The sequence below is a fragment of the Leptospira montravelensis genome, assembly GCF_004770045.1.
Classification (GTDB): domain Bacteria; phylum Spirochaetota; class Leptospiria; order Leptospirales; family Leptospiraceae; genus Leptospira_A; species Leptospira_A montravelensis.
In genome coordinates, this window is sequence record NZ_RQFO01000017.1 from 165624 (window position 1) to 191507 (window position 25884).

23 protein-coding genes are annotated in these 25884 nt (G+C 38.0%); 10 read left to right on the forward strand and 13 right to left on the reverse strand.

The window, feature by feature from the left end; translation table 11 throughout:
* Nucleotides 1–3: 3 nt before the first annotated feature.
* Nucleotides 4–2565 (reverse strand): adenylate/guanylate cyclase domain-containing protein, encoded by a 2562-nt coding sequence (locus EHQ31_RS14710; protein WP_135571456.1) that lies wholly within the window; start codon nt 2563–2565, stop codon nt 4–6.
* Between the two features lie 86 nt (nt 2566–2651).
* On the opposite strand from EHQ31_RS14710, the gene EHQ31_RS14715 reads away from it, so the two are divergent.
* The gene (locus EHQ31_RS14715; RefSeq protein WP_244247410.1) at nt 2652–3539 is read left to right on the forward strand and encodes an alpha/beta fold hydrolase; all 888 of its coding nucleotides are present in this window, start codon (nt 2652–2654) and stop codon (nt 3537–3539) included.
* Nucleotides 3540–3639: 100 nt separating this feature from the next.
* Here the strand turns inward: EHQ31_RS14715 and EHQ31_RS14720 are convergent, their stop codons facing one another.
* Genes EHQ31_RS14720 through dapA form a run of 4 tightly spaced genes read right to left on the reverse strand, consistent with a single transcriptional unit; the run spans nt 3640 to nt 7198 of the window.
* Nucleotides 3640–4689: a CdaR family protein gene (locus tag EHQ31_RS14720; RefSeq protein ID WP_135571461.1), complete on the reverse strand. Its 1050-nt coding sequence runs from the start codon at nt 4687–4689 to the stop codon at nt 3640–3642.
* A complete protein-coding gene (gene cdaA, locus EHQ31_RS14725) occupies nt 4686–5516 on the reverse strand; it encodes a diadenylate cyclase CdaA (RefSeq protein ID WP_135571463.1) in 831 nt (276 codons plus the stop codon). The genes EHQ31_RS14720 and cdaA overlap by 4 nt, the downstream gene beginning before the upstream one ends.
* A 1-nt stretch (nt 5517) precedes the next feature.
* Nucleotides 5518–6321, reverse strand: coding sequence for a 4-hydroxy-tetrahydrodipicolinate reductase (gene dapB / locus EHQ31_RS14730; RefSeq protein WP_135571465.1), 804 nt, complete (start codon nt 6319–6321; stop codon nt 5518–5520).
* On the reverse strand, nt 6314–7198 hold the full coding sequence (dapA, locus tag EHQ31_RS14735; protein WP_135571466.1) for a 4-hydroxy-tetrahydrodipicolinate synthase: 885 nt from the start codon (nt 7196–7198) through the stop codon (nt 6314–6316). Before dapA ends, dapB begins: the two co-directional genes overlap by 8 nt.
* Nucleotides 7199–7275: 77 nt before the next feature.
* Here dapA and EHQ31_RS14740 point away from each other — a divergent pair, with 77 nt between their 5' ends.
* Both EHQ31_RS14740 and EHQ31_RS14745 read left to right on the forward strand, forming a co-directional pair.
* On the forward strand, nt 7276–8343 hold the full coding sequence (locus EHQ31_RS14740; protein WP_135571468.1) for an MraY family glycosyltransferase: 1068 nt from the start codon (nt 7276–7278) through the stop codon (nt 8341–8343).
* Nucleotides 8344–8370: 27 nt separating this feature from the next.
* The gene (locus EHQ31_RS14745; RefSeq protein WP_135571470.1) at nt 8371–9354 is read left to right on the forward strand and encodes a DUF368 domain-containing protein; all 984 of its coding nucleotides are present in this window, start codon (nt 8371–8373) and stop codon (nt 9352–9354) included.
* Here EHQ31_RS14745 and EHQ31_RS14750 read toward each other — a convergent pair.
* Genes EHQ31_RS14750 through EHQ31_RS14760 form a run of 3 tightly spaced genes read right to left on the reverse strand, consistent with a single transcriptional unit; the run spans nt 9320 to nt 13493 of the window.
* A complete protein-coding gene (locus EHQ31_RS14750) occupies nt 9320–10825 on the reverse strand; it encodes an aromatic amino acid ammonia-lyase (protein ID WP_135571472.1) in 1506 nt (501 codons plus the stop codon). The genes EHQ31_RS14745 and EHQ31_RS14750 overlap by 35 nt on opposite strands.
* A 43-nt stretch (nt 10826–10868) precedes the next feature.
* Nucleotides 10869–12335, reverse strand: coding sequence for a sodium:proton antiporter (locus EHQ31_RS14755; protein WP_208652800.1), 1467 nt, complete (start codon nt 12333–12335; stop codon nt 10869–10871).
* A 57-nt stretch (nt 12336–12392) separates the two neighbouring features.
* On the reverse strand, nt 12393–13493 hold the full coding sequence (locus EHQ31_RS14760) for an MBL fold metallo-hydrolase (RefSeq protein WP_244247411.1): 1101 nt from the start codon (nt 13491–13493) through the stop codon (nt 12393–12395).
* 13 nt (nt 13494–13506) lie between these two features.
* Between EHQ31_RS14760 and EHQ31_RS14765 the strand changes: the two genes are divergently transcribed.
* The 5 genes from EHQ31_RS14765 (at nt 13507) to EHQ31_RS14785 (ending at nt 18059) form a co-directional block, all read left to right on the forward strand.
* A complete protein-coding gene (locus tag EHQ31_RS14765) occupies nt 13507–13908 on the forward strand; it encodes a hypothetical protein (RefSeq protein ID WP_135571477.1) in 402 nt (133 codons plus the stop codon).
* A gap of 30 nt (nt 13909–13938) precedes the next feature.
* Entirely contained in the window at nt 13939–14715 is a 777-nt protein-coding gene (locus EHQ31_RS14770) for a YdcF family protein (protein WP_135571479.1), read from the forward strand.
* A 101-nt stretch (nt 14716–14816) separates the two neighbouring features.
* A complete protein-coding gene (locus EHQ31_RS14775) occupies nt 14817–15209 on the forward strand; it encodes a cytochrome c maturation protein CcmE domain-containing protein (RefSeq protein WP_135571481.1) in 393 nt (130 codons plus the stop codon).
* Complete coding sequence (locus EHQ31_RS14780; protein ID WP_135571483.1) at nt 15206–17404, forward strand: heme lyase CcmF/NrfE family subunit; 2199 nt, start codon at nt 15206–15208, stop codon at nt 17402–17404. The genes EHQ31_RS14775 and EHQ31_RS14780 overlap by 4 nt, the downstream gene beginning before the upstream one ends.
* 1 nt (nt 17405) lies before the next feature.
* The gene (locus tag EHQ31_RS14785; protein WP_135571485.1) at nt 17406–18059 is read left to right on the forward strand and encodes a cytochrome c-type biogenesis protein CcmH; all 654 of its coding nucleotides are present in this window, start codon (nt 17406–17408) and stop codon (nt 18057–18059) included.
* 30 nt (nt 18060–18089) lie between these two features.
* On the opposite strand, the gene EHQ31_RS14790 is transcribed toward EHQ31_RS14785, so the two are convergent.
* A complete protein-coding gene (locus EHQ31_RS14790; protein WP_135571487.1) occupies nt 18090–19247 on the reverse strand; it encodes an aminotransferase class I/II-fold pyridoxal phosphate-dependent enzyme in 1158 nt (385 codons plus the stop codon).
* A 74-nt stretch (nt 19248–19321) separates the two neighbouring features.
* On the opposite strand from EHQ31_RS14790, the gene EHQ31_RS14795 reads away from it, so the two are divergent.
* Both EHQ31_RS14795 and EHQ31_RS14800 read left to right on the forward strand, forming a co-directional pair.
* On the forward strand, nt 19322–20077 hold the full coding sequence (locus EHQ31_RS14795) for an SIR2 family NAD-dependent protein deacylase (RefSeq protein WP_135571489.1): 756 nt from the start codon (nt 19322–19324) through the stop codon (nt 20075–20077).
* A gap of 85 nt (nt 20078–20162) precedes the next feature.
* Nucleotides 20163–20519 (forward strand): DMT family protein, encoded by a 357-nt coding sequence (locus EHQ31_RS14800; RefSeq protein ID WP_135571491.1) that lies wholly within the window; start codon nt 20163–20165, stop codon nt 20517–20519.
* Here the strand turns inward: EHQ31_RS14800 and EHQ31_RS14805 are convergent.
* The 4 genes from EHQ31_RS14805 to EHQ31_RS14820 all read right to left on the reverse strand — a co-directional run bounded on the left by EHQ31_RS14805 (nt 20505) and on the right by EHQ31_RS14820 (nt 25862).
* Nucleotides 20505–21182, reverse strand: coding sequence for a phosphopantothenoylcysteine decarboxylase domain-containing protein (locus EHQ31_RS14805; RefSeq protein WP_135571493.1), 678 nt, complete (start codon nt 21180–21182; stop codon nt 20505–20507). The two genes, EHQ31_RS14800 and EHQ31_RS14805, sit on opposite strands and share 15 nt — an antisense overlap.
* On the reverse strand, nt 21179–21709 hold the full coding sequence (locus tag EHQ31_RS14810; protein WP_135571495.1) for a phosphopantothenoylcysteine decarboxylase: 531 nt from the start codon (nt 21707–21709) through the stop codon (nt 21179–21181). Before EHQ31_RS14810 ends, EHQ31_RS14805 begins: the two co-directional genes overlap by 4 nt.
* Nucleotides 21710–23080, reverse strand: a complete 1371-nt coding sequence (locus EHQ31_RS14815; protein WP_135571497.1) for a hemolysin family protein — start codon at nt 23078–23080, stop codon at nt 21710–21712. It lies immediately after the preceding gene.
* A gap of 172 nt (nt 23081–23252) precedes the next feature.
* Nucleotides 23253–25862 carry a hypothetical protein gene (locus tag EHQ31_RS14820; protein ID WP_135573964.1) on the reverse strand — a complete coding sequence of 870 codons (2610 nt, stop codon included), beginning with the start codon at nt 25860–25862 and terminating at the stop codon, nt 23253–23255.
* Nucleotides 25863–25884 lie beyond the last annotated feature (22 nt).

A 25884-nucleotide genomic window follows, 5' to 3' on the forward strand; every position in this document is an offset into this window, starting at 1 on the left:
CATTTAAGTTTCGTTTTTCCAACGGATATTGGCACCTTTGGTGATCCGGGAATATACTTCCCGGAAATACTGGTTAGGTGCCTTTCCGTCTGGATCCTGCGAATAACGAGGTCTTAGGCGATGAACAAAATACATATCCAACTCACCTTTATTTTTTCCGTGAATTTTACCTCTGTATTCCGTAACAAAAAAATATTTTACTAATTCATAAGTTTCTTTGGAAACATTGATTTTTCCTGTTTCCCCACCAGATTCCATTCGGGATGCCGTATTAACAGTATCTCCCCAAATATCATAGGCGAATTTAAACCTTCCCACCACTCCGGCTACAACAGGCCCTGTATGAATACCTAGTCGTAATTCCCAAAAAGGTAAACCTAAAGTAGATTTAATTTCCTTTAGTTGGTTCATAAAACTTTGGACTTCTAATGCCGCCAAACAAGCGTCAATGGCACTTGTTCTCGTTTCGACGGGAACTCCCCCAGCACACATATAACTATCACCAATGGTTTTTAATTTTTCTAAATTGTTTCTGAGAATGATTTCATCAAATTGAGTGAAACAGGCATCCAGTTCCTCAATTAAACTTTGTTCATCCATTCCTTCAGCTACTTTGGTAAACCCTTTGAAATCCGTAAAAAGTACAGTTACATTTTCAATCCGAGACGGTGTAACACTCCCTTTTTGTTTTAATTCCTTTGCAACTTTATAAGGTAAAATGTTGAGAAGTAACTTTTCCGATTCTTCTCTTGCTTCTTCTGCTTTGTCTTGGGCGATCAAAGCTTTTTCTCTTTCTTCATCAGCCTTTTGTTTTTCTAAATCTAACAAAAAGTAACTGATATCAAGTTCCTCTGCTAAAGGACGAGACATGATGTAAACAACTAGGTAGTTAAACAAAACAAGAGGTAGCACAATCATAGTTAAATGAAAGGCAGATTCCCCAACCCCATACTGCTCACGAATCAATGGGAAATATAGGATTGCAGCAATGCCCATAGTAATGAGGCCTAAGTTAGCAAGTCTTTGACTGAGTTGGATGGTCCTACCTTCTAAGGACAAAGCTCCATGCCGTAACACCGCATAACCAAGTAAAAACGCTGGTATAAATTGGAAATCTGCCAATGGATAAATAGGGAAACCATGACTAGGAAAAAGAGCGGCTAATAATAAAATAGCAGACAAAAAAAACGAGCCTATGATCCATTTAGATGCAAAGTTAATATAACCTTTGTTGCGAATGAATGTAAAAAGAACTAAAATAATAGCAATAGCACCATTAGCTCCAACAAGTAATTCTGCTGGGCCACCATGATGTACTCTTGACCAAGGGTAATCAAAATAACCAACAAAAAGGTAAGGTGAAGGTGCAAGGATAGCCGCAGTTACACAAAGGAAGTCGATACCTTGAATCCAAAATGGTGACTTTTGACCAATGGCCTCAAATACCAATCGCACCATGATACTTGGTGCAAAAGCAAAAGCCACAAAGGTCATCTGAGAAATACGAAGTTGAACTACATAAGAGATGTTTAACTTTAAAGGAACCGATTGGATGACATAAAATCCAGTGAGAATCAGAGCAAAGGCACAAAGTTGATTGATCCTTGCCGATGGATTGGCACCCGCCACAATGATGGAAAGGAATACAGCACCAAATACAGATACTACGGGTGGGATTCCCCAAGGATACCATTTGGCTGATTCATAAGCATCAGGGGAAAGTCCAAAGGAAACACCAAACGAAATAAAAATTAAAACAAAAGATAAAAGTGCAAATAAGAAATAAAACATTCCATTCTTTTGAAATAGAAGTTCATTTACATCAAAAAAGTCAGATCGAAATACTCCATAGGCCACAAGTAACATTGGGATAAATAAAAAGAATCCTCCCGGATACACTTTGAACCCAAGGATACTTGGAGCATTTAAAGTTGTGAGTAAAAAAAGTAAATTAACACCGTGAAATAAAGTTAGGTGATAATGTTTACGTATGTATTGATAATGTTTAATAAAAGAAGGTAATATTAGAATAAAATACCCAAGTGGTGCCAAAATCCCCCAAGGCCTAACAAATGAACTTCCTCTTGGATACTTTCCGAATGGAAATTCAAAAATAGTAGTTTCAAATCCTTTTCCAATTAAAACACCGAAATACAATACAAAACTAGCCAACCAACAAAGATAGGAATAATATAACAACAGTTTGCTTTGTTTTCCCGTCATATGGTATGCCATATAGAATGCAGTGGGAGCTAGCGGTGCTACCAGGAAGTATAATAAATCATTCCAAAAAACTAATGTGTTTACATCCTGAATCCAAGCCCTTGTTGTGAGAACAAGACCCACCGATCCAAAACTTATAAATGAAATCGTTAGGTTTAAATGGAAAATTTTATTATCAACATCTGATTTACGAAACTTTTGAAAGGCAAAATAACTTAAAAAAACACCAACAAAAAAAGTGAGAATCCCTGGAGCCCCATAAGGTATCTGGTACCAAAAATATTCCCAATCGGAAATAATTCCTTCTGGTTTTAAAAAATAAATGAGTGGGTATGATTCCATCTCTTTAAAGATCGGCTTTCGAGAAAAGAGAAAGTAGCAAATTCTTCTATTTGACTCACTTCCTCTTTTGTTGTTCTATGTCGGATATGGTTGATCTAAACTTTCCAAAAAAGAACGCTACTGAATGGTTAGCTGCTGGTAAATTTTTCGAATATAAAAAGTTTCAAATTTTCTTTATCCAAGAAGGAAGAGGACAAAACTTAATACTTCTTCATGGATTCCCAACTTCTTCTTGGGACTATTCCAAGATTTTTAACGGACTAACACGTTATTTTAATACAATCGCCATTGATTTTTTAGGATTCGGATATTCCTCAAAACCCAAAAAACATAACTACACTCTCATCGAACAAACTGATATTATAGAGAACTATATAGAAAAAAATGCATTAAAAAGAGTGAAGTTTGTTTTTCACGATTATGCAGTCAGTGTAGGCCAGGAAATTTTAGCAAGGCACTTGGAAAGAAGTGATCGAAAGTATGAAATTGATGGGGCAGTGTTTTTCAACGGAGGACTTTTTCCTCACCTACATAGACCTACTTTCAAACAAAAACTTCTCGCCACACCCATATTAGGTGCAGTCCTTTCTCGATTTTATGATGAAAAAAAATTTGGAGTAGCTTTCTCTCAAGTATTTGGAAAAAACACAAAACCAAGTGACAAAGAAATTTCTGTCCTTTGGAAACTCATCACCTACCCAAACAAAGTATTAATTCCACACAAACTTTTGAAATACATTAAGGAAAGACGAGTTCACGGAGAACGTTGGAAAAATGCACTCCTCCAAACAGAAGTTCCTTTACTTTTTATTAATGGCGGAGAAGACCCAGTGAGTGGAAGCCATCTAGCTGATGAAATCGAAAAGTTACCAATCAAAAACAAAAAACTAATTCGTTGGGAGACAATTGGACACTATCCGCAATGGGAGAATCCGGAAGAAAGTTTTAAAGAAATATATGAATTTTTAAAGTAAGGATTAAAGACCTTTATTATTTGAATTCGGTTTCAAAGAAAATGAAATGAAACCTGTCAAAATAACACCGAATTTATTCGTTAAAAAAGAAAACTCAAAATTAAGACCGATCGGAAGGAACTGTACCAGGACCTTCCATTCCGGTTCCATCATCGGTAGGATCCGAATCTGGATTCTGTTGTTCTTTTACTTTATAACGAATTTCAATTTTTTCAGGACTGATTTGTAAAATTTCAATCGCTTTTAAATCTTTATTTTTAATAATTCGGACTTTTGCAACTTGCGGTTGTAATTCGGGGATAATTTTGTTTTTAATAGGATCAAAAATATAATTACAAGGAACTTGGGCTGTAATTCCAGTAAGGATTTGTGCGGAACGAATTGGTTTTAAAGAAAAATAACGAATCGCCACTTGTTCTTCTGAAAGTTCCGCATCCAACCGAACATCTTGTCCAGAACAAACTATAGGAATTCCTGCTGCCGTTTGTTCTCCTGTTTTATAAGAAAGAGGAATGATATTAACATTCACTGTGACATCGCGTGATCCAAGGACAGTGATTCCTTTGGGAAGGTCTGGAATCCTTACTGTTTTTGCAAATGGTTCCTTTTTATCTAAAAGAGAAATTTCTGGTAATACAATCTTTGCGATTTTTTCTAAATCTTGTGGTTTTCCACTGAGTGTAATTTTTTGCGGGCTAACAATCTGCGTCAACTTTTCAAAGTTAGCTGGTGGTGCGCCTTCAAAAACCACTTCCAATGGAACCACTTTTAACCCACGAGACTCAATTTCCACAGGTACTGTTTTTTTGAGTTTAGTAACTTTTACTCCACTAGGAACACCCACGATTTTTTTAATGGGAACTTCTGTAACTCCGAGTTGGACATCCTCTGGATCAATGACTGCTTTCATAAATTGTGAATAATAATTTACTACATCTTTCAAACCTTCCACACGTACGGGAATGGTTTTTTCAGGATTTTTGGAATAGTTTAAATTACCAGATAACTTTGGATAGTCGACAGGGACATTGATTGTTTTAATTAATACTTTGGAATTTTGAAGATTTACATAAAAAATACTGGCGATGATTAACGAAACAAGTTTTGCCTTCCAGTTTCTTACCAATTTTCCATATACTTTGGAGATCATATACTCACTCCAGTATCTTTTTCTTTTGATTTACGAAGAGAATCATCCTTAGACCTTCTAGTTCCAGTCATCAAACTACTGACTAAAGCCTTGAGTTCTAGTGGTTTAACAGGATGTAACATTTCTCCTTCATAACAGATGGTAATATCACCTGTTTCTTCTGAAGTAACAATAATGATTGCATCCGTTTCTTCTGAAAGTCCCAAAGCGGAGCGATGCCTTGCCCCCAAGGTAGAAATTTCCACAGAGCTACTCATCGGCAAATAGGAGGCCGCACAAACAATTCTATTTTGTTCAATGATGACTGCTCCATCATGCAGGGGAGAATTCTTAAAGAAAATTGTTTGTAAAACTTCAGAGGTGACTTGTGCATCCAAAGGCACAGCGTTTTCAGATATATCTTTCAAACTAATGTCTTTGACGAGAACGATGATAGATCCTGTTTTTTCCTGAGCCATGATCCTAACTGCTTCCACAATTGGATCTAAATCAAAAGTAGGTTTGAGAAAAAACAATCGAAGGAGTCTTATCCTTGCCAAATCACCGGTTAGTCTTCGCAGTTCTGGTTGTAAGAGTACAATGATTGCAAACACAAGAGCTGGTCTGATATTGGTTAGGATCCATTCCAAAAGTTCGAATCCTAAATATTCAGCAAAACTTCCGGAAATCCAAATAATTCCTACACCTAGCAAAAGTTGGATTCCACGAGTTCTTCGGAGTGTTGTGTAAGTTTTATAAATTAAAAATGCGACGATTAAAACATCTAAAGATATGGAGATATAATTTTTACTCCACGGAATGATGTATAATCCTCGGAAAAAATCCAATTTATATTCCTAACACATCGAACATATTATAAAGACCTTTTGATTTGCCGTGTAAAAATTCGGCGGCCTTTACAGCACCCGTAGCAAAAGTTTTACGATCTTGCGCTTTATGAGTGATTTCAATTCGTTCTTCAGAACTTAAAAAATAGACAGTATGTTCCCCAACCACTTCACCAGCGCGCATTGTGTGCATGGCAATTTCTTTTTGGTCTCTTTCGGAATACATTCCATGACGACCGTAGATGACATTTTCTTCCGTACGTTTTGTAGCATTTAAAAGAACCTCTTTTAAATACATAGCAGTTCCCGAAGGTGCATCCTTTTTATGTCTATGGTGGATATCGAGAACTTCTACATCAAAATCTTCATCTAATACTTTAGCTGCGATCTCTGTTAATTTAAACAAAAGATTCACACCTACTGACATATTAGGCGAAAACACGATAGGAATCGAAGTTGCCGCCGATTGAATGAGAGCCTTGTCAGCATCAGTTAATCCAGTGGTTCCGATCACCAAAGGTTTTTTACTAGTTAATGCCGCATTTAAAATAGATTCGAAACCAGTATGAGTACTAAAATCGATTAGGACATCCGAAGTCTCACATGCTTTTTGTAAGTCGGTAGAAAGTAAAATACCCGATTCTTTGATACCTGCATGGTTTCCCGAATCAAATCCAGCATACACAGCACCTTCTCTTACAACGGCAGCACTTAACTCCGATTTTTTAGAAAGAGAAAGCACTTGGATGATGGCCTTTCCCATCCTTCCACCAGCGCCGATGACACCTACTTTGATTTTAGACAATGCCTTCCTCTTTTAATTGGAATACAATTTTTTTAAAGGTATCTGCCGCCGATCCTTCAGATAAAGAAGTCATTGGAAGACGAAGTTCATTTTCGCAATACCCAAACCAACTCATAGCAGCTTTGATAGGAATGGGATTGGTTTCGATAAAGGCATTGATAAATACAGGAAGAAGTTTGTAATAAATCTTTTTGGAAGCTTCTAAGTCTCCACGTAAATATAAGGAAACCATATCCACACAAGCGCGAGGAAAAAGATTTGAAACCACAGAAACTACTCCCTTTCCGCCGATCGATAACACTGGTAAGGTTAGGTTATCGTCACCTGACAACAAATCAAAGTCAGGTGGCGTGGCCGCAATTACCTTTGCCATTTGTCCTAAATCGCCTGTTGCTTCTTTGATGGCCGCGATTTTTGGATGGGCAGAAAGCCTTACAACAGTTTCCGGAAGTAAATTGACATTGGTCCTCCCAGGAATGTTGTATAACATCACCGGTTTAGATGATACATTAGCGATTTCTGTAAAATGACGATACATTCCCTCTTGTGTGGGTTTGTTGTAGTATGGATTGACCGTAAGGATTCCGTCTACTCCATCAGCACATGCAGACTCCGTGAGCTCAATGGCCTCTTTCGTAGAGTTTGAACCAGTGCCTGCAATGACTTGGATTTTCCCTGCCACAACATTTACGGTTTTTTGGATGAGTTCCTTATGTTCTTCGTAAGAAAGGGTGGGAGATTCCCCTGTTGTCCCACAAGGAACCACACCCGCCACGCCGGAGCGGATCTGGTTTTCTAGGATTTTAAAATAACTATCATAATCGATTTTCCCCTGGCGGAAGGGGGTGATGACCGCGGTATAAACGCCCTGAAACATAAATTAAACATCGAAGAGGGACGGAATTTTGCAATAAAAAACTGCCAAAAGACCCCATACCGATAAACTTTACGAAAATGCTCTATTTTTTTCCGCCAATGTTTGCCATTCTTGCGATTCTAAGCCTTATTTTGCATTCATTTTATGTTTATTCTCGATTTGGGGTCAAAGATGTGCCAAACGAACGGAGTTTGCACAATGTAATCACAAAGAAATCTGGGGGAATGTTTTTTATTCCCTTGTTTCTCCTTTCTGTTATTTCTCTCTTTTTTTGCCCCCAAACGAGAGAAGCATTTTCCTTACCAGAAGACTGGGTCCCCAAAAAAGACATTTATCTCTTGTTAGTCGGAGTTTTTATTTTTTCTATCATAGGTTTCCTTGATGATTTGTATCACCTAAGTCCTAAACTTCGCTTGTTTCTGGAACTCACAACTGTGGCTGTATTTTTAGTTTGGATAAACCCCGTGGTTTCCTATTTTGGAGCCGTATTTCTCACCAATTCGCTCCAAGTTGCTGTTCTCACCATCTTTCTTGTTTTTGCAGTAAACCTAGTAAACTTTATGGATGGGATGGATTGGTATTTAGTCACTACCTTATTCTTATCTTATTTTTCATTAGTCCTAACGGCTCCCGATTTTTACTCCATTGGAAATAGTGGATACAGTTTGTATGGAATCTTGTTTCTTTCTATGTTCGGATTTATATTTTATAATTTTCCAAGAGCCAAACTATTTATGGGAGATAGTGGGTCTTTAGCATTAGGTTTTTTTGTTATGGCATTACCGTTGTTTGTTGGGAAGTGGGGAACAGAAAAATCGGAAATTTGGGATATCACCTATTACTTTTATTTGTTTCCTTACTTTTGGTTGGATGGGATTTTTACCTTAATCAAACGATTCTTCCAAAAAAAACATCTATTCTCCGCACATAGAGAACACCTATTTCAAAGAATCACGGAAACCAAGTTCGGAAAAGTTGGATCACTTTGTATTTTTTCCCTCTTAAACCTTCTCATTGTTTGTATCCATTTTATCTTAAAAACTAATGGCATTTCCAATCTGCTTCTATTTATTATTTTATTTCTTTTTGCATCGATCAGTTATGGAATCCTTTGGCTTTTAGTACCTAGAAAAAACCTTGCATAAAGACTTTGGACTCACATCCTTTCCTTTATGCCTCTATCGAAAAAAGAAATTCTATTCTGCCTTCTCAATGGTTTTCTCATCGGGATCGCCAACCTCATTCCCGGTGTTTCCGGAGGGACTTTTGCACTCATTCTAGGGCTCTATGACAGGCTAATCACTGCCATCACTTCCTTAAACTTCGATACCATCAAAGTTTCATTAGCACTTGTATTTGGATTTTGGAAAAAAGATGTAAGAGAACGTTTTGCTTTAGAAATGAAACGTATCGATTTTTGGTTTCTTGTCTTCCTTGGAATCGGACTTTTACTTTCCGTAGTCTCTGGTGCCAAACTCATCCAGTTTTTACTCCAAAATCATCCACAAGCAACACTTGCCCTTTTCATCGGACTTATTTTTCCATCTCTTGCTGTTCCATACAAACTCATCGAAAAACATAGTTTCTTTGTTTGGTTATTCCTTATTCCAGGAATTTTACTTACCATTGTCCCTAGTTTCTTTATGGGTGATACAACTGGTTCCGAAAATCCTTTGATTGCCTTTCTCACAGGAGCCGTTGCCATCTCCGCAATGATTTTACCAGGTATTTCTGGATCTTACATCATGCTTGTGTTAGGTGAATACCAAATAGTGATTGGGAAACTTTCTTCCATCCTCGAACCAAGTTCTATTATTTTTCTAGGAGCGTTTGGAATTGGATGTTTGCTCGGACTTCTTATTTTTACTCATTTTGTAAAATGGTTATTTGTAAAATATAAATCCCATACCATGACTTTCCTCCTTGGACTCATCCTCGGATCGTTTTTTATCCTTTGGCCTTTTAAGGATTATGCACATGGCCAGGCAATCGTGGGAAGGTCGGGAGAAGTCAAACGAGACATTCAAATTGCTACAGCAAAGAACGTTCTACCAAATGATTTTGCAGAAACACAAATCCCTCTCGCTGCTTTAGTTTTTGGTCTAATACTTGGGTTTGGTCTCAACCGTTTGGAATCTTTACAAGAGAAGAAGTAGAATTTTTAAACCTTTCCATCAAAGTCTGGATTTCAAAGTCCAGACTTCGATCCGCCGCCATTGTCTTTAGGCCGGCAAACAAATCTTTATTTGGAATTAGATCCTTTCTTTTGGCAAACCGAGATGACTGGAAAACCGAAAATGCCAAAATAGATAATAATTTATACCCACTGACAACCGTTCTGCGATTTCTCAAAACAGAAATGGCACCCATAGGAACAATGTCTTGGTTATTGCCATTGGTGGGAACAGACTGCACAGAACCTGGCATACTATCTCTTCTCACTTCTGCTGTTAGGTGGGTCGACATAAGCCCTAACCCCGATAATCCTGCGTATGTACCAGGTTTATCTGATAACATCAAAGGAAACTCTCCGTTTTCTTTAGGTTCGTAGAGATAATTCAAAAAACGATCGACCCAAGTAAACCAAACAGCCATCGCATTCTGCAATCGATCAGCCGCAAAACTGACTTGGGCAGCATAAAACCCACCACCTTCAGCAAACCGAACCCCCTCTTCCGTTGGAATTAAAACAGGATTGTCTGAAAGAGAATTTAACTCTTGTTCTACGATTTGTCCTACAGAAATCATTTCATCCAAAATAGAACCAAGAATTTGAGGAATACAACGAATGGAATATATATCTTGGATTCGACTTCCTTCTTTTTTCTCTTTGGAATGTTTTGAAACCACAGGATAAAGAATTTTAACAATTTCTTTTGGGCCATGAAACTGTTTGTGGTTATGGTAAGCCGGATGGAAGGCATCAGAAAATACAGAATGAAAACTAAATAAAAACTCGAGTAGTTCCAAACTATAAGAAAGTATGTTTCGAAATTCAAGGACTTGGAGCCCGAGGAGAGCCGTGGTAAAACTTGTTCCATTGGTAAGAGAAATGGCTTCTTTTGCCTTTGGTGTCCAAGGTAAACCTGGAATTTGGGAAGTTCCACCATTCCACCGACTCGGCCCTAAATCCTTTCCTTTTCCAGTAAACCCAGATTCACCAAGAAGTGCCAAAGGAATATAACTAAGAGGAATCAAATCGCCAGAGGCAGATAGTGAACCTTTTTCAGGTAAAACAGGAATACAATCCAACTCCAAAAGTGTATTCAATAGTTCTAATGTTTTAAAATCAATTCCCGATCCACCAAGAGATAAACAGTGTATCCTCGCTGCAAGAACTGCCCTTGCTTCATTATGACTCAAATGGGAATGAGGAATCCCATCGAGAGAAAATACGGGTTCTACAGTTAAATGATAGATTAATGATTTTTGGATTTTTTCGGTATCCTCATTGGAGGCGAAGGCATGGGGCCCAAATCCAGTATGGATTCCATAAATTAATTTTTCTTTTGAAAACTTTAATATAGTTTCCAATTGGTTTCGTTCTTTCTCTAAAGATAGGCGAACGTCAGTTAAATGAGAAAATGAACCAGTTTTTGATAAGGATTGAAGTTTAGATAAGTTCAAAATGATTTAAAACCGGGGAAAAGTCCCCGGTTTGTCCAAAAGTTTAGACGAAGAACACGAAAGTAATGAGGATAAAAACAGGAACTAAAATTCCCATCGAATATGCTAAGTATCCACCGAAAGATGGCATCTTTACTTTGTTTTCTTCGGCAACAGATTTTACCATAAAGTTTGGAGCGTTACCGATATAGGTATTGGCACCCATAAACACCGCACCCACCGAAATGGCTTTTAAAATCTCTTCCGCTTGGACATTTCCAATGAACTGACCTAACGTGAGAGGAGCCGCTGCACCCGCTGGAGTGAGAAGTCCAGAAGCTAACGAACCAAAGGTGAGGTAAGTTGGCGCATTGTCCAAAACAGAGGAGAATGCTCCTGTGGCCCAGAAAAACTGCCAGTTTTGTGTAATCCCAAGTTCTTTACCATGTGCCTCAAGTAAAACAAGAGCAGGAATCATGGTAATGAAAATCCCGATAAATAAGTATGCCACTTCTTGGATCGGATGCAGAGTAAAATTGTTAAACTTACGATCTGCTTCTTTAGAAGTAAACTTAGAAAGACCAATCAGAATAATTAACACTGCCTCACGGATAAATCCAAGTGATGGAGTTTGGTTAATTTCTGGAATGTAGTTACTGTTTAAAAAAGCAACTGCCAAAATCACACCAAGTAACCAAATGAAGTTCACTTGACCACCAATGGAAAAAGGAGTGGCGAGTTTATCGTCGCGTTTTAAATCTTTTTTGGTTTCTTTTTTGTAAGCTAAGGTATCCCAAACGAAATACACTACTAACAATATAGAAACTGCCACGAGCATCTCAGGTAAAAGTTTGAATGTCCAAGTAAAAGGAACTCCTTTCAAATAACCAAGAAAAAGTGGAGGGTCGCCGAGTGGAGTTAATGATCCACCAATATTGGAAACAAGGAAGATAAAAAACACAACTGTGTGAACTACATGTTTTCTTTCGCTATTTGTTTTTAACAAAGGACGAATGAGTAACATAGAAGCACCAGTCGTTCCAATAAAGGAAGCAAGGCCAGCACCAATTAACAAGTACAATGTGTTATTAAGAGGAGTTGCATGAATGTCTCCCTTGATTACAATTCCCCCGGAAATATAAAACAATGATCCGAGTAAAATGATAAAAGGAATATAATCAAAAAATACTGTGTGAACAATATTATGGCTGTAACCATAAACCAGTAGAACCACAAAAGAAATGGCTCCGAGTCCCACAGCAAGGATCAATTTGTTATTATTGTCTTCCCACCAATGAGAAGTTTTGTGAGAGGCAACCGGTAAGATTGCGATGGAAAGTAAAATGGCAACAAAAGGTAAAACCGTCCAATACGGTAGTTCCTCGTGTACTGACTCGCCATGAGACGAATGTCCTGTTTCTTCCTGAGTGGTTGTTTGCGTCTGAACTGGAGTCGGATCTTCCGCAAATAAACCTGCTGTTGTCACAGACAAACAAACCAGGAATACTATCATTGTGAGAAGCTTCTTCAACATGCTCACCATCCTATTTTTTTAGGACAGCTTATCCGAAATCCAAACCTCTTGGAACTAAAAAAACCGTGATTCTCCAATTTTTAAAGGAACCAACTGCCCTTCTTTGAATCCTGCTCGTTTTAACTCTTCTATAGTGCGGGGCACAGGAGAATCCAGCGGCTCATCAGAAAGAACAAAGGTCATATAATGCATGGGAACTAAGTACTTTGCCTTTAGGTCGCCAAAAGCTTGAACTGCTTGTTTTGGATCGATATGCACAGGTTCCATAAGCCAACGAGGTTCGGTAGCCCCAATCGGTAAGATAGCAACGTCTACTGGCCCCAATTGATTTGTGATCTCTTGGAAATGAGTATAATACCCAGTATCTCCCCCAAAGTAAACTTTCTCTTTTTTTCCAGAAATCAAATAACTTCCCCAAAGAGTTTTATCTCGATCGAACAATCCACGACCACTAAAATGTTGGGTGGGTGTGAAAGTAATTTTTAGATCTTTCATCGTAGTTTTTTCCCACCAATCCATCTCTTGAACATTCCGTATCCCTTCATCTAACAGAAGTTTTCTGTTTCCAAGTCCTGTGAGAACTAGAGGATGAAATTTTTCTTCTAATTGTTTCAGTGTGGGTAAGTCCGTATGATCATAATGATTGTGCGATAAAATGATTAAGTCTATTTTTGGTAAGTCATCGATTTTGATTCCTGGTGGGGTATACCTTTTAGGGCCAATAAAACTAATAGGGGAACACCTTTCGCTCCAAATGGGATCGGTTAGGATGTTCACTCCATCAATTTGGATGAGAGTGGTTGCATGTCCCACCCAAGTCACAGAAAGTTGGGATAAATTTGTTTTTAACTGATTTCCATCATTCTCGACAACGGGAAAGTCCGAGTAATCAATGGGATCCACACTATAAGGCAATCGAAATCTTTGGATTTGCCAAGTGATTACATTCCAAAAACCTTTTGTTTCAAAATTAGGATTTGGGTTTTTGAACCCGCTAGGGGTATGGTGCGATGTACGAACACTAACATCAGCGAAACAGGATAGAACAAAAAAAACAAGGATGGAATATAAGCTTAGGGACTTCACTTGTTTTAGACGAAAAACAAACTTAGCTTGTTTGTAATTTTCGATTGCGTTTTTTAGAAAGAAGAACAATCGTTTTGTTATTATGTTTAGGTATAACGAAACAAAGGATTTGATGATTGCCTATGCAAAATGGAGAGACACAGTCGACCGAACCGAAGGAAGTGAAACCATTTTTGGTGCAAATGCGGAAGTATCCGAAATTGCTCGGGACCAAAGAGAAGATGCAGAATTTGAACTTAGAATTTTGATCCAAGATTTAAAAAAACAAAATCCTTCCGCCATCAAAGAATGGGTGGATATGACCAAAGCTTATTTACATAAAATCGAATCCTCCACTCCCGAAGAACAAATCCAACAACGCAAACAAATTGCAAGGGATTGGAAATATTCCAGGTCGCCGCTCGGCATTTCCGTTCGTTACCCACATCCTTCCCAATATTGGGGGAGTGGGATTGGGGTTTTCGGTCCTGATTTAGACTGGTAAGATTCCCTTGGATTCAGAATCTTACTACCAATGGATTCACTCTTTTTTACACTTTCTAAACTTGGTACGGTATTACTTTTCCCCCTTCCTATTTTTTTTATCTTATCTTTCTTTCTCATTCTAAAAACAAAGTCAAAACAAGGAAAATTACGCCTTATAGGGATCGTATTGTTTTTATATCTGGCATCTAACGCGTATGTGGCGAATTTTTTATTAAGATCCCTGGAAAAAGATTATCCACCCATCCACATCAAAGAGGTTCCCCCATCAGAAGTAGCCATAGTTTTAGGTGGGATGATCCAAACCATTTCTTCGCATCCAGGAAGGCCTGAACTTACGGACTCGGTAGACAGGTTAACGGATGCGATCCGGCTATATAAAGCGGGGAAAGTTAAAAAGATTCTTTTTACAGGTGGATCGGGACTTCTTTTTACGGATGTTTATCGAGAAGCAGACTTAGCAAAGGAATTGTTTTTAGGTCTTGGTGTTCCAGAAAAAGATTTAATTTGGGAAAACAATTCCCGAAATACCTACGAAAATGCAGTCGAAACAAAGAAGTTACTCACTGAAAAAAAGATAGAATCTGCGGTTCTTATTACCTCTGCTTTCCATATGAAACGGGCAGCAGGTTGTTTTCAGAAACAAAACATATCTTTTGTTGCCTTTCCGACAGATTACCGTTCGACAAATTTACAATCGGGAGCCTTTGAACTCTACATTCCTTCTTCCGGCTTTTTAGACCAAACGACATTATCGATCAAGGAATGGGTGGGATATTTTGTGTATCGTGCCAAATCCTATTTATAACAGTCGATTTTCTCTGGTATTTTTTAAGACCTTTTTGTTTGACCGAAACCTGCAATCAGAGAGGTTAGAGGAAAGACGGGAATCCGTCTAAAGAATGGATTATGAATCGTAAGTTTTTAACTCTTTTGTTTCTCATTGGACTTTCTCTCGGCGGAATTGCTTATTTCTCTTCGCAAGAGACCTCCTATCTCCTTTTGGATGCTTCCGAACTAGCAGCAAACCAAACTAAGTATTCAGAACAAAACCTACGCGTAAGAGGATTTGTGCGGGTGGGAAGCCTTGTCCGCGAAGGAAAAAAAGCCAAATTTGATTTAGAACTAAACGATCAAATCATTCCAGTTTTTTTTACTGGGGAAACACTTTTGCCTGATGCTTTTAAAGAAGGAGCCAGGGCTCGAGTGGATGGAAAGTTAGACCACGGGGTCCTAGTGGCTAGTCACGTAGAAGCAAAATGTGCTTCGAAATATGAAGCGGGATACGCTGAGGAAAAATGAACAATTTAGGAACCATCCTTTTATCTGCATCACTCGCCGTATTAATTTTTTCCGCCTTACAAACCATCTACGGAATTTATAAACAAGACAGAAAGGCCATAGAACTTGGCCGACTTGCCCTCATGACAAATCCATTTGTCATCGTACTTACCTTTACTGTTTTATTAACACAACTGGTCCGATCAGACTATAGCAACTATTATGTGGTCATGCATTCCAGTGAACACTTACCTCTATTTTACAAAATGACATCGATTTGGTCTGGTTCCTCCGGAAGTTTGTTGTTTTGGAATTTGATCCTTAGTGTTTTCACCTTTATCGTATTATGGCAAACTAGAAAATCCATCGAAGATCGAATTCCGATGATGAATCTTATCCTTGCTGTTTTATCTGGATTTTTTTCTTTCCTTGCCGTTTTTTATGGAGATGCGCAACCATTCCGTGAATTTGTTCCTGAAGCCGCTGCCGGAAGAGGTTTGAATCCCCTCCTCCAACATTGGGCGATGATCATTCATCCACCGATTCTTTACATTGGTTATGTAAGTATTTCCATTCCTTTTGCCATTGCAATGTCAGCACTTGTTTCTGGCCAACTTTCAGAAGACTGGATGAAGTTCATTCGCAAATGGACTTTGTTTTCTTGGTTCTTTTTGGGAACAGGGATTTTACTCGGATCCAAGTGGGCCTATGAAGAGTTAGGTTGGGGTGGTTATTGGGCTTGGGATCCTGTAGAAAACGCATCCCTTATGCCTTGGTTACTCACCAGTGCCTTTGTCCATTCTGTAGTGATCCAAGAAAGAAGAGGGATGTTAAAATTCTGGAATATGTTACTTGTCATCCTTGCATTCCACTTTAGTTTACTAGGAACTTGGATCACACGTTCAGGAGTTTTGGAAGGTCCTCATAGTTTTTCCAAATCAACCATCGGAACTCCTTTTATCATTTATATCATCGGTAGTTTTTTATTTTTCACGGGATTTGTGATTTACCGTAGAAAACAACTCACTCCTGAAAGAAATTTAGAAGCCATTACTTCCAAAGAAGGCAGTTTTTTATTAAACAACTTTCTATTAGTTCTCTCTACCGCAGCTATTTTGCTCGGTGTCTTTTCTCCTCTTTTGTATGGAAAAGAATTTAAGGCACCTTGGTTTAACTCCTGGGGTGTCCCTGCAGGGATTTTTCTTTTGCTTCTCATGGGAGCTGCCCCACTTCTTGCTTGGAGAAAAGGTGCAGGGGCCGTATTTTTTTCTACCTTACTCAAACCATTCATTGCAGGTCTTGTCGGTGGTGGGCTCTACATTCTTTTTTATTCGCAAAACTTTACCAAACCAGATAGCAAATATGGAGATGTTTTGGCAGAAGTGTATTCGGTTCTGACTGTAACGATTGGTGTGTTTACCATTTCCGGAATCATCCAAGAATACTACCGAGGAATCCGAGCACGAAGGGAAGAATTCAAAAACGAAAATATATTGGTAGCCGGTTACCGAATGTTACTCAAAAACAAACGGCGGTATGGTGGATACTTAGTGCATTTTGCTCTAGTATTAATTTTTATAGGTTATGCTGGAAATGCCTTTAAAATCAATACATCCGTTCGTTTCTTTTATGAACTCCAACCGCCGACTTCGGAAGAAATTGTCTATCAATCCATTGATAAAGCAATGATTGGTGGTTATCAAATTGAAGCCTCCACTCTCAAACTAAAACCTGTATTGATTTCTGGACTTGGTGGGGAACCAAACATTCAAAATGTGATTGTTTCCCAAGAAGGAACTTATGGAATTTTTAGAGGTACAGAAAAACTTAGTGATCTAACTACAGAACGAAGGTTTTACCCACAAATCTCTCACCTAACAGGAGATTTTGAAACCCATATCCCAACGAGTGAACCTGCAATCCTTTCGATGGCAAAGGAAGATTTTTATATCCAACTGGGAGCCATTGAAACCTCTGATTTAAAATCAGAAAATCCTGACCTTCCATTGATGTTTATGCAGTATTATTTCACACCTGGAACAGAGATGGATAAACTTAAACTATTTCTAAATTTCCCAAAACAAATTGTAGCAAACTTAGAAGTATGGGTGAACCCACTGGTAAAACTGATTTGGATCGGATCACTACTCTATTTCTTATCAGGGATATTTTTACTGCTCCCAGTCGGCGAAACCAAAAAGAAAACGGTAGGATAGAATGAAATTTGGTGATCAAATCAAAACCGAATCCACAAAGGAATCTTCTTCCTATTTTACGAATGTTTGGTTCCGCTCTCTTTTGAAATCAATTTTATTGGTGATTGGATTTTTTTTCCTATTTCCAAGTTTACTTTTAGCACAAAAAACGACCACAAATCTCAAAGAAGAGGCTCAAATCCAAACTTTTTTAAAGGTTACGGAAAACATTCGTTGTATTTGTTTACCAAGTCTCCCTATTCAATCGTGTTCGTTTAACATGTGTGCAGCGTCGAGTTATCTAAAAACCTTTATCGAAAACCGAGTCAAAGATGGAATGAAAGAAGAAGAAATCATTTCGAAAATGGAAAATGGATTCGGAACTTCCGTTTTACAAGATCCAATCGTAGTGATGTTTCAAGAAAATGGAAACCAGGGAATGGTTGATTCGATTGTCTATGGGTTCGGACCAAAAATTTTGGCCAAACCTGATGATACATGGATTAATTTCACTCTACTGGCTCTCGGAATTTTAGGTTTGTTTGGAATTTACAAATTCGGAACTAGAAAAAAGAAAGAGCCCATCACACCTAACACCAATCAAACTCTTGGTGCCTTAAAAACAACCACAGAACAAATTAAAAACAAAATCCGCAAATTCGAAGAAGAAACCTAAATCGTATTTCAAACAAAAAAAATAAACCAATTAGAGAGAATTCCAATTCTCTCTAATTAAAACTAGTTCCTTGACTAATAATTGAATATCAGGTAAGCTTAGTTTTGCATTTAAACTAATTCGTAACCTTGGTGTCGACACAGTGGGAGGACGGATGGCTCGAACATCCAATCCTCTCTCTTGTAAACTATTAGCAAAAAATAAAGCCTCTTTCTCAGTTGTCAGTAAAACGGGGATTATATGCGAAGTAGAATTGGTTAAAACAAATCCATTTTCTTCCAAAGAATTTTTTAGTATTTTTGCCAACGCCAATAAAGTCTCTCTCTCTTTATCCATAGAACAAAGTAAAGAAAGAGCAAAAGAAGCAAGTTCTGAAATCATAGGGAGGGGTGCAGTGGAAAAAATAAAGGGCCGCATTACATTCACTAAGTGATCACGTCCTATTTTTTTGGTAACAATGATCCCACCTTCAAGTCCTAAAGATTTTCCCAAAGTGTAAACTCTGTAATCAATGGATTGGATTTCAGAATAAGTCAAATCACGAAAAACTAATCCCTTCCCACTTGGGCCATAAATTCCCAAAGTATGGGCCTCGTCTAAAACCAAAACAAATCCAAATTCCTTTTTTAAACTTAGTAAAGTTTTTAAATCAGGTGAATCACCATCCATACTAAATAAAGTTTCAGTCACAACGATACGTTTATGTTTGTGGTTTGGGTCTTCCGAATCAGCTTTTACTAATAAATTACGTAAGTGGTTTAAATCCAAATGATTATAATATTTTTTTTTAGCTCCCGAAATGCGAATCCCATCTAAAATAGAAGCGTGATTTAATCGATCGGTAAACACGAAACAGTCGGGTGCAGCAATGGAATCTAAAAGTCCAAAATTTGCAGTAAATCCAGTAGAAACCAAAAGTGCGGCCTCCCCTTCAACAAAATCAGCAAATTCCGATTCAAACCTATCCATTGAATTTGTATTTCCACGGACCAACCGCGATGCTGTCGATCCAAATGGATATATATCTTTTCGCGACTGGAAGAACTCCAACATACGAGGATTAGACGTTAATCCCATATAGTCATTGGAACAAAAGTCAATTCCTTGATAGACCTTCGTTTCCCGAAACAATTGTTTTTCGTGAATGGAATTTAGTTTTTTTTGGACTTCTTCCCAATGATTAGCCATTGGCTACCAGTTTTCTATTTCCTTTATTTTTTCCGATTTAATTTTTTACCTGATTTGTTAGAATGATCCCATAGATGAGTGCCCTTCCTCCCGATATCATCCAGAGAATTCGTTCCGCTAAGAATATTTTATTTATCACGGGGGCAGGAATTTCTAGCGAAAGTGGGATTCCCACCTTTCGAGGAGAGGGCGGATATTGGAAAACATTCAAAGCCGAAGAACTAGCAACACCAGAAGCGTTTAAAAAACATCCAAATGTAGTTTGGGAATGGTACGATTGGCGACGTGGGATCTGCGCTGACGCAAAACCAAATCCAGGGCACCTAACAATTGCAAAATGGCAACTGGCCTCTCCTTCGATACACCTAATTACACAAAACGTTGATGGACTCCACCCCAAAGCAGGTAGCAAAAACTTATTAGAAATTCACGGAAATATTTTTCGTGCAAGGTGTACAAGTTGTGGTGAAAATTTTTCCTTAATGGAAGAAGGTATCAACCAACCTGGATTAAAGTATTGCCCAATATGTGAATCTCTTTTACGACCCGATATCGTTTGGTTTGGCGAAGGATATGACAACAAACTTCTAACCAAAGCCTGGGAACTTAGTAAAGCCGCCCAGATAGTTTTTGTGATTGGAACCAGTGCCAATGTTTCTGTTCCTGCAAACTTAGCATTGACTGCGATCCGAAATGGGGCATTGGGAATTGAAATCAATCCTGAAACCACTACCCTCACACCATCCATGCAATTCCACTTTAGTGCTAAATCAGGAGAAGTCCTTCCTGAAATCTTTAAAGAAGTGTTTCCAGATGCAAAACCAAACTAAATTTTTGTTTATGTTTGAAGGCTTCTTATTAGATTATCAATCATTTATACATTCGCCATTCAGAAATAACAATTAAGAGAAACTTATGTTAACCATCTTTCTTCTAGTACTTTCCAATATCTTTATGACCTTTGCTTGGTATGGACATTTAAAATACGCCAAATCAAACAATATGTTTTATATCATTTTGTTTTCTTGGGGAATTGCTTTTTTCGAATATGTATTAATGGTTCCGGCAAATCGGATCGGATTCACTGTTTATAAATTTGAAGGATTCCAACTAAAAATCATTCAAGAAGTGATAACCATTTTTGTATTTATTATCTTTGCTACAGTTTTTTTAGGAGAAAAAATCAAATGGAACTATATAGTAAGTTTTGGATTGATACTTCTTGCTGGTTATTTTGCCTTTGGTTTTGGAACTAAATCAAACGGACACTAAAAAAGATACCAGTTCTTCTGCGATTTTTTCCTTAGGAAGTGGGCCAATTTCTTTTTCTAGCCCACTAACACCAAAAATACGAACACTAGAATCCACTTCCCCAAAACCAATTCCTGATCCAACATAATTTCCAACAATAAATGTAAGTCCTTTTCGAACCAATTTGTCCTTGGCATGAAGGTCTAAATCTTTTGTTTCAGCGGCAAAACCAACTCGAAGTGAGTTTAAAATTTTGTGTTCGGTAACATATTCTGTGACCTGTTGTAATACATCTGGATTTTCTTCTAACTCAAGTAGGAGTCCTTTGGTTCCTTCTGAAGTTTTTTCTTTTTTAATTTTATGTTCAGCAGTCATAATGGGGCGAAAATCTGCCGGTGCGGCAGCCATCACAAGTAAACTATCGCTACTGATTTCTGATAATACTGCATCTCTTAATTGAATTGTGGTTTCTACTTCAATGTTTCGAACTGCACCCTTGACATGGGAGTAACGTTCCAGGGTATTTCCGTGAATATAAACTACCTCCACTGGGTATTTCAAAAAGGAAGTGGCAATTTCGTAACCCATCTTTCCCGAAGAAGCATTGGAAATATAACGCACAGGATCAATCCATTCCCGTGTGGGTCCGGAAGTAACAATGACTCGTTTGAATTTTAGATTCATGAATTAGCAGTATGAAGTTTTATGATTTGTTCCATGATGGATTCCACTGCGGCTAGTTTGCCGTATCCCTCATCCCCACAAACCACAATCCCTTTGTCAGGAGAGACAATAATCACTCCATCCGATTCCAAAGTTTTTAAATTTCTTTGGACAGCAGGGTGTAAATACATTCCAGGATTCATTGAAGGAGCCACTAACACAGGTGATGTGCATGCCAAATAAGTAGACGTTACCAAATCGTCAGCAATTCCGTTGGCCATTTTGCCTATGATATTTGCGGAGGCTGGAACCACAGCAAAAACAGAAGCAATATTTTTGATTTCAATATGAGCCATACCCGTATCAAATTCATCCACTCTAACAGGTTTTCCCGTGAGGGCTTCGAAGGTAATTTTTCCCACAAATTTGGTGGCATTGGAAGTCATAATCACACGAACTGGAAATCCTTGTTTGGTAAGACCTCTTACCAAATCGCAAGCTTTGTAAGAAGCAATGGATCCAGATACAGCAATTACAATTTCCTTCATTTATCTGTCCTCGTAGGAGAGTTCCCTTTCCATTTCTGAGTCGGTATCTTCTTCTAATTTAGGAGTGAATTGGATGGAGATGATTTTGTTTCCCTCCATTTTTTTAACCTTCAAACTTCCTTTTTTGATTTGAACGACACTACCTTCTTTTGGCATATCTTCGTTCTTTTCCATAAAATAACCAGCGATGGTTCTAACTTCTTCCATATCGGAAGGTTCTTCCCCTTCCAAAATATCAGATAAACTTGATAGTTCAGTTTCACCATCTAAAGTGATAGTTTTGGTTTTTTTATTTTTAGATGTCACATCTACCTCATCGGTGTCTGTTTCATCTCGAATTTCACCAAAAAACTCTTCGATAATATCTTCTAACGTAAGTAAGCCGGAAACACCACCGTATTCATCAATAACAATTGCCATGTGTTGTTTTTTCTCACGAAGTTTTGTCATCACACGTTCTATGGACATAGATTCTGGGACTTTCACAAAATCCTTTTCCATAATGACTGTGATTTTTTCTTTTTTACCTTTCGCAGAGAGATGTGCCGCTTGCCATTTTAAATATTTTTGAACATGGACAATACCTACAATTCGATCCAAAGTTTGATCATAAACAGGGTATCTAGAAAAACTATGTTCGGCAATGAGAGGGAGCATTTTATCTATCGTCGATTCTTGCGAAATTCCAATGATAGAAAGTCGATGTGTCATTACATCTTTTGCGGTATGTTCTGAAAAATCAAAAGTCTTTTGGATGAGTTGCATTTCTGCATTATCAATCCGACCTTGTTTCCTTTGTTCCTCTATGATGATCATAAGTTCTTCTGCCGAGTGAACATACTTATCACCAGTCCTTTGTAGACGGAAAAGTGTAAGAATTCCACCCGCTAACCGATTCATTACGAAGGTTACAGGAAAAAACAAATAATAAAACAACCACATGGGGCCAGAAACGCCTAGAGCGATTGCTTCAGTGTTTTGAATCGCAAGGGTTTTCGGAACTAGTTCTCCTAAAATCACATGTAATAATGTAATAAGTGTGAAAGAAACTCCAATCGATATGCTATGAATGGTCACAAGGTCCAGTTCAATTTGAAACATGTGAAGAAATCCGGTGACAACACTGGCAAACAAAGCTTCGCCAATCCAACCAAGGAGTAGGCTTGCTACAGTGATTCCCACTTGGCAAACCGATAACATATCGTCAATTTTAGAGATGGCTTTTTTAGTTAGATGAGCCATTGCTCGGTTTTCTTTGACAAGCTCCTCGAGGCGAGAGGGGCGAATGGAAACCATAGCAAACTCGGCTGCTACGAAGAAACCATTGACAAAGACAAGGAGGAAGATGAGAAAGATGCCGATTATTTCCATAGAAACTCGAACACCACTAAAGTATTATGATCAGGGTCCATTGGTATGAGGAATAGAATTAAGTATTTTGGACCGATCTCCCAGTGTCGCCTATAATTTTGGCTGATTTTTACCGGAAACGACCAGGATCCACGGAATTTGTCCAAAAGATTTAACTATGATTATGTCACTTTTATTGCGCTGTGGCATAGATCCAAACCCCTTCTTCACGATAACGAGTAGGATCGGCAAGGCCGGAAACTGTTCCCGCATCCAAAACAGGAAGTGTTGGAAGGTATCCCATTTTTTTTGTCCCCGAACGAAACCAAAAATGCAGCCATTGGTAATGCCAAGAGTAATCGAAAAAGGATTTGCCGACCACACGTTCGGTGTAAACGACCATCCTTGGTACAGTTCGATAATCAATCCGACGGAATAATTTTAGAAAAGGTATTTCTTCAAAAGAACCAGTTTCAGACTTACAAGACCAAGAAAGGTTCGCTACGGCATTCGCAGAACCGGCATTTGCTGGAAAATCCCAAAGATGTAACCTTTCCTTTTCTTTTAGAATCCGAGAACCTTCGAAATATGCGGTCTCCACTAAATTCATTCCTTTACCTTCCAAAGAACGCATGTTTTGTGGACACTTCCAGGAAAACACATTTAAAGGTTTTTGAGGATCCGAACCTGGTTGGAGTGAAAAGAAAAATACAAATCCGGTATCTTTCATTTCTTTTTTGAGCGTACGCATGAGACTGGCCCCAGATTCATTCAAATATATTTGCACAGTTTCATTATCTTTACTGGAACTCACAAGCTCTCTAACAGATTCAATGACTTCCGATGTGTCTGGCCTTTGGGAACGTATGACTTTCCAATTCAGTTGGTTTCGTTTGGATTCTCTCGGATTAAAAGTGAAAAGATAAAACTCTTCTTTGTAAGGTAATAAAAGAACAGTAGGATGTTTAGCAGATTCTAAATTGCGAACAGACTCCTCTTCATTTTTTCTTTGAATTTGGCTTTCCGTTTCGCGGCTATCGGCATAAGTAGAATCAAAAAACTTTGATTCTCTTGTTGTGGAAAAACCAGAGAGATATTGGAATTGTTTGTCAACAAACTGAATTTGAAATAAAGAATGGGGACTACCTTTTAAGCTGCGTGTCCATTTTACAACATTGTATTTGTAAATAGAATCCAAAAGTCCCCAAACATCGTTATCATCTCGCAAATGGCTTAAGGCATATTCAAAAAATAAATCGGTTGAAAAAGCTAAGGGCCTATAATTGCGAATATAATACAAATCTTCATAAAGATTGTTTTGTAAATAATCAGAAACTCCATCCCGAATGTTTCCATTCACTGGGCCCTTTTTGCCGGAAGCTGTATGAGCAAATACAAAGCCAAAATTTCGAAGAAACTCGGCCGCATAAAATGCATTTTCTTCATCCAAAATTCCCCTACTCTTTGTTAGTTCAATTGTGGATTTACGAAATTCTTTTCTATATATTTGGTTGTATCCTTGTAAAATGGTGGCTGCATACTCCAACCTTCTCCATTTTTTTTCCTGAGCCATATAAATAATCTCATCTGTCATTCTCGATGATAACTCAGGATTTTGATCCATTAACATTTGCGAAATTCTAAGTTTTGGCCAAATATCTGCCTCCGTTAGTTTCTCGGGATCTTTAATTTTTTGTAATGCTTTAAGCGCGACTTCGGCTCCACTAACTTTGTATAAAGTTACTGAAATCAAATCCTTAACTCCACTGATAGACATTGGTTCGTTTAAATAGGGATGATGAATATCTGCCGACCAGTTCGATAAATCTAACTTTAAATAATAATCTAAAGATTTTTTATAATCCTTTTGCAAATAAGCAAGTGCACCTAACTTGACATAAACTCTATTGAGGATAGATGCTTTTTTACCTTTTGCTAATTTCACAAAGTTAAGAAGCGATTCTTCGGTGGCTAAATAATCCCCCGAAAGGATTTGGAAAAAAGCCATACGTTCGTTTGAATTTTCGCTGACGAAACCATCTGCAATTTTTTCGAGATCCATAATCATTTTTTGTAAATGAATTCCTTCTCTCACAAAACCAAGAAATGTTAATTTGGCAGGTAGGTCTTCGTCAATTCGATCGAGCAGTGGAATCCATTCTAAATTTGGATCTTCAAAAAAAGGGGAACTGACACGCATGATATTCACAAAATGTTTATGCATATCCTTCTCTTTTCCAGAAGGTAAATCAATATAGTATTGTAATCGAAAAACTCGGCATAATGAATAGTAAGGTTTGTTCTTTTGACAATCCATACGAACCATTGATTTTTTTTCATCTTCTCCTGTTTGAAAAAGATTGGTTCGCATATTTTTTGCTAGGTTGCGAAAGTAAGTATTAGGTTCTTTTTGCACATAAGTATCAAGGATTTTAATCGCTTGAACTTCTTCCCCTTGTGATTGTTTCCATAAAGAAGTGAGCAAAGAATCGGCAAAAGCATACTCTCCTTTTTTCGTTCTTAGATCATAAAGTATATTTGCGATTCCCACTTTATCTTTTTTGCGGAGGTAATACTCCCCTAACATAAGATAATAATCAATCTCTTGGATTTGGTTCATTCCTTCCGGAGCTTTAAAGCGAAACTCATCCCGAGAATTTGAAATTTCTTTTCCTTGGATGAGAAGTTTAGAGGAATTACCCGAAACCACCCAACCATGATTTCTTTGAGTTTGGCTCATCAAATTTCCGACTGGAATGGCAGAAACGCACAAGATAAAAATAGAAAGTGACAGGCGATTCATCATCGTATCCATTATTCTTTAG

Bases quoted from the DNA above. Each gene is read 5' to 3' on its own strand.
- EHQ31_RS14710 (WP_135571456.1), bottom strand. From the start codon at position 2,565: ATGGAATCATACCCACTCATTTATTTTTTAAAACCAGAAGGAATTATT.
- EHQ31_RS14715 (WP_244247410.1), top strand. From the start codon at position 2,652: ATGGTTGATCTAAACTTTCCAAAAAAGAACGCTACTGAATGGTTAGCT.
- EHQ31_RS14720 (WP_135571461.1), bottom strand. From the start codon at position 4,689: ATGATCTCCAAAGTATATGGAAAATTGGTAAGAAACTGGAAGGCAAAA.
- dapA (WP_135571466.1), bottom strand. From the start codon at position 7,198: ATGTTTCAGGGCGTTTATACCGCGGTCATCACCCCCTTCCGCCAGGGG.
- EHQ31_RS14740 (WP_135571468.1), top strand. From the start codon at position 7,276: ATGCTCTATTTTTTTCCGCCAATGTTTGCCATTCTTGCGATTCTAAGC.
- EHQ31_RS14745 (WP_135571470.1), top strand. From the start codon at position 8,371: ATGCCTCTATCGAAAAAAGAAATTCTATTCTGCCTTCTCAATGGTTTT.
- EHQ31_RS14765 (WP_135571477.1), top strand. From the start codon at position 13,507: ATGTTTAGGTATAACGAAACAAAGGATTTGATGATTGCCTATGCAAAA.
- EHQ31_RS14770 (WP_135571479.1), top strand. From the start codon at position 13,939: ATGGATTCACTCTTTTTTACACTTTCTAAACTTGGTACGGTATTACTT.
- EHQ31_RS14775 (WP_135571481.1), top strand. From the start codon at position 14,817: ATGAATCGTAAGTTTTTAACTCTTTTGTTTCTCATTGGACTTTCTCTC.
- EHQ31_RS14780 (WP_135571483.1), top strand. From the start codon at position 15,206: ATGAACAATTTAGGAACCATCCTTTTATCTGCATCACTCGCCGTATTA.
- EHQ31_RS14785 (WP_135571485.1), top strand. From the start codon at position 17,406: ATGAAATTTGGTGATCAAATCAAAACCGAATCCACAAAGGAATCTTCT.
- EHQ31_RS14790 (WP_135571487.1), bottom strand. From the start codon at position 19,247: ATGGCTAATCATTGGGAAGAAGTCCAAAAAAAACTAAATTCCATTCAC.
- EHQ31_RS14795 (WP_135571489.1), top strand. From the start codon at position 19,322: ATGAGTGCCCTTCCTCCCGATATCATCCAGAGAATTCGTTCCGCTAAG.
- EHQ31_RS14800 (WP_135571491.1), top strand. From the start codon at position 20,163: ATGTTAACCATCTTTCTTCTAGTACTTTCCAATATCTTTATGACCTTT.
- EHQ31_RS14805 (WP_135571493.1), bottom strand. From the start codon at position 21,182: ATGAATCTAAAATTCAAACGAGTCATTGTTACTTCCGGACCCACACGG.
- EHQ31_RS14810 (WP_135571495.1), bottom strand. From the start codon at position 21,709: ATGAAGGAAATTGTAATTGCTGTATCTGGATCCATTGCTTCTTACAAA.
- EHQ31_RS14815 (WP_135571497.1), bottom strand. From the start codon at position 23,080: ATGGAAATAATCGGCATCTTTCTCATCTTCCTCCTTGTCTTTGTCAAT.
- EHQ31_RS14820 (WP_135573964.1), bottom strand. From the start codon at position 25,862: ATGAATCGCCTGTCACTTTCTATTTTTATCTTGTGCGTTTCTGCCATT.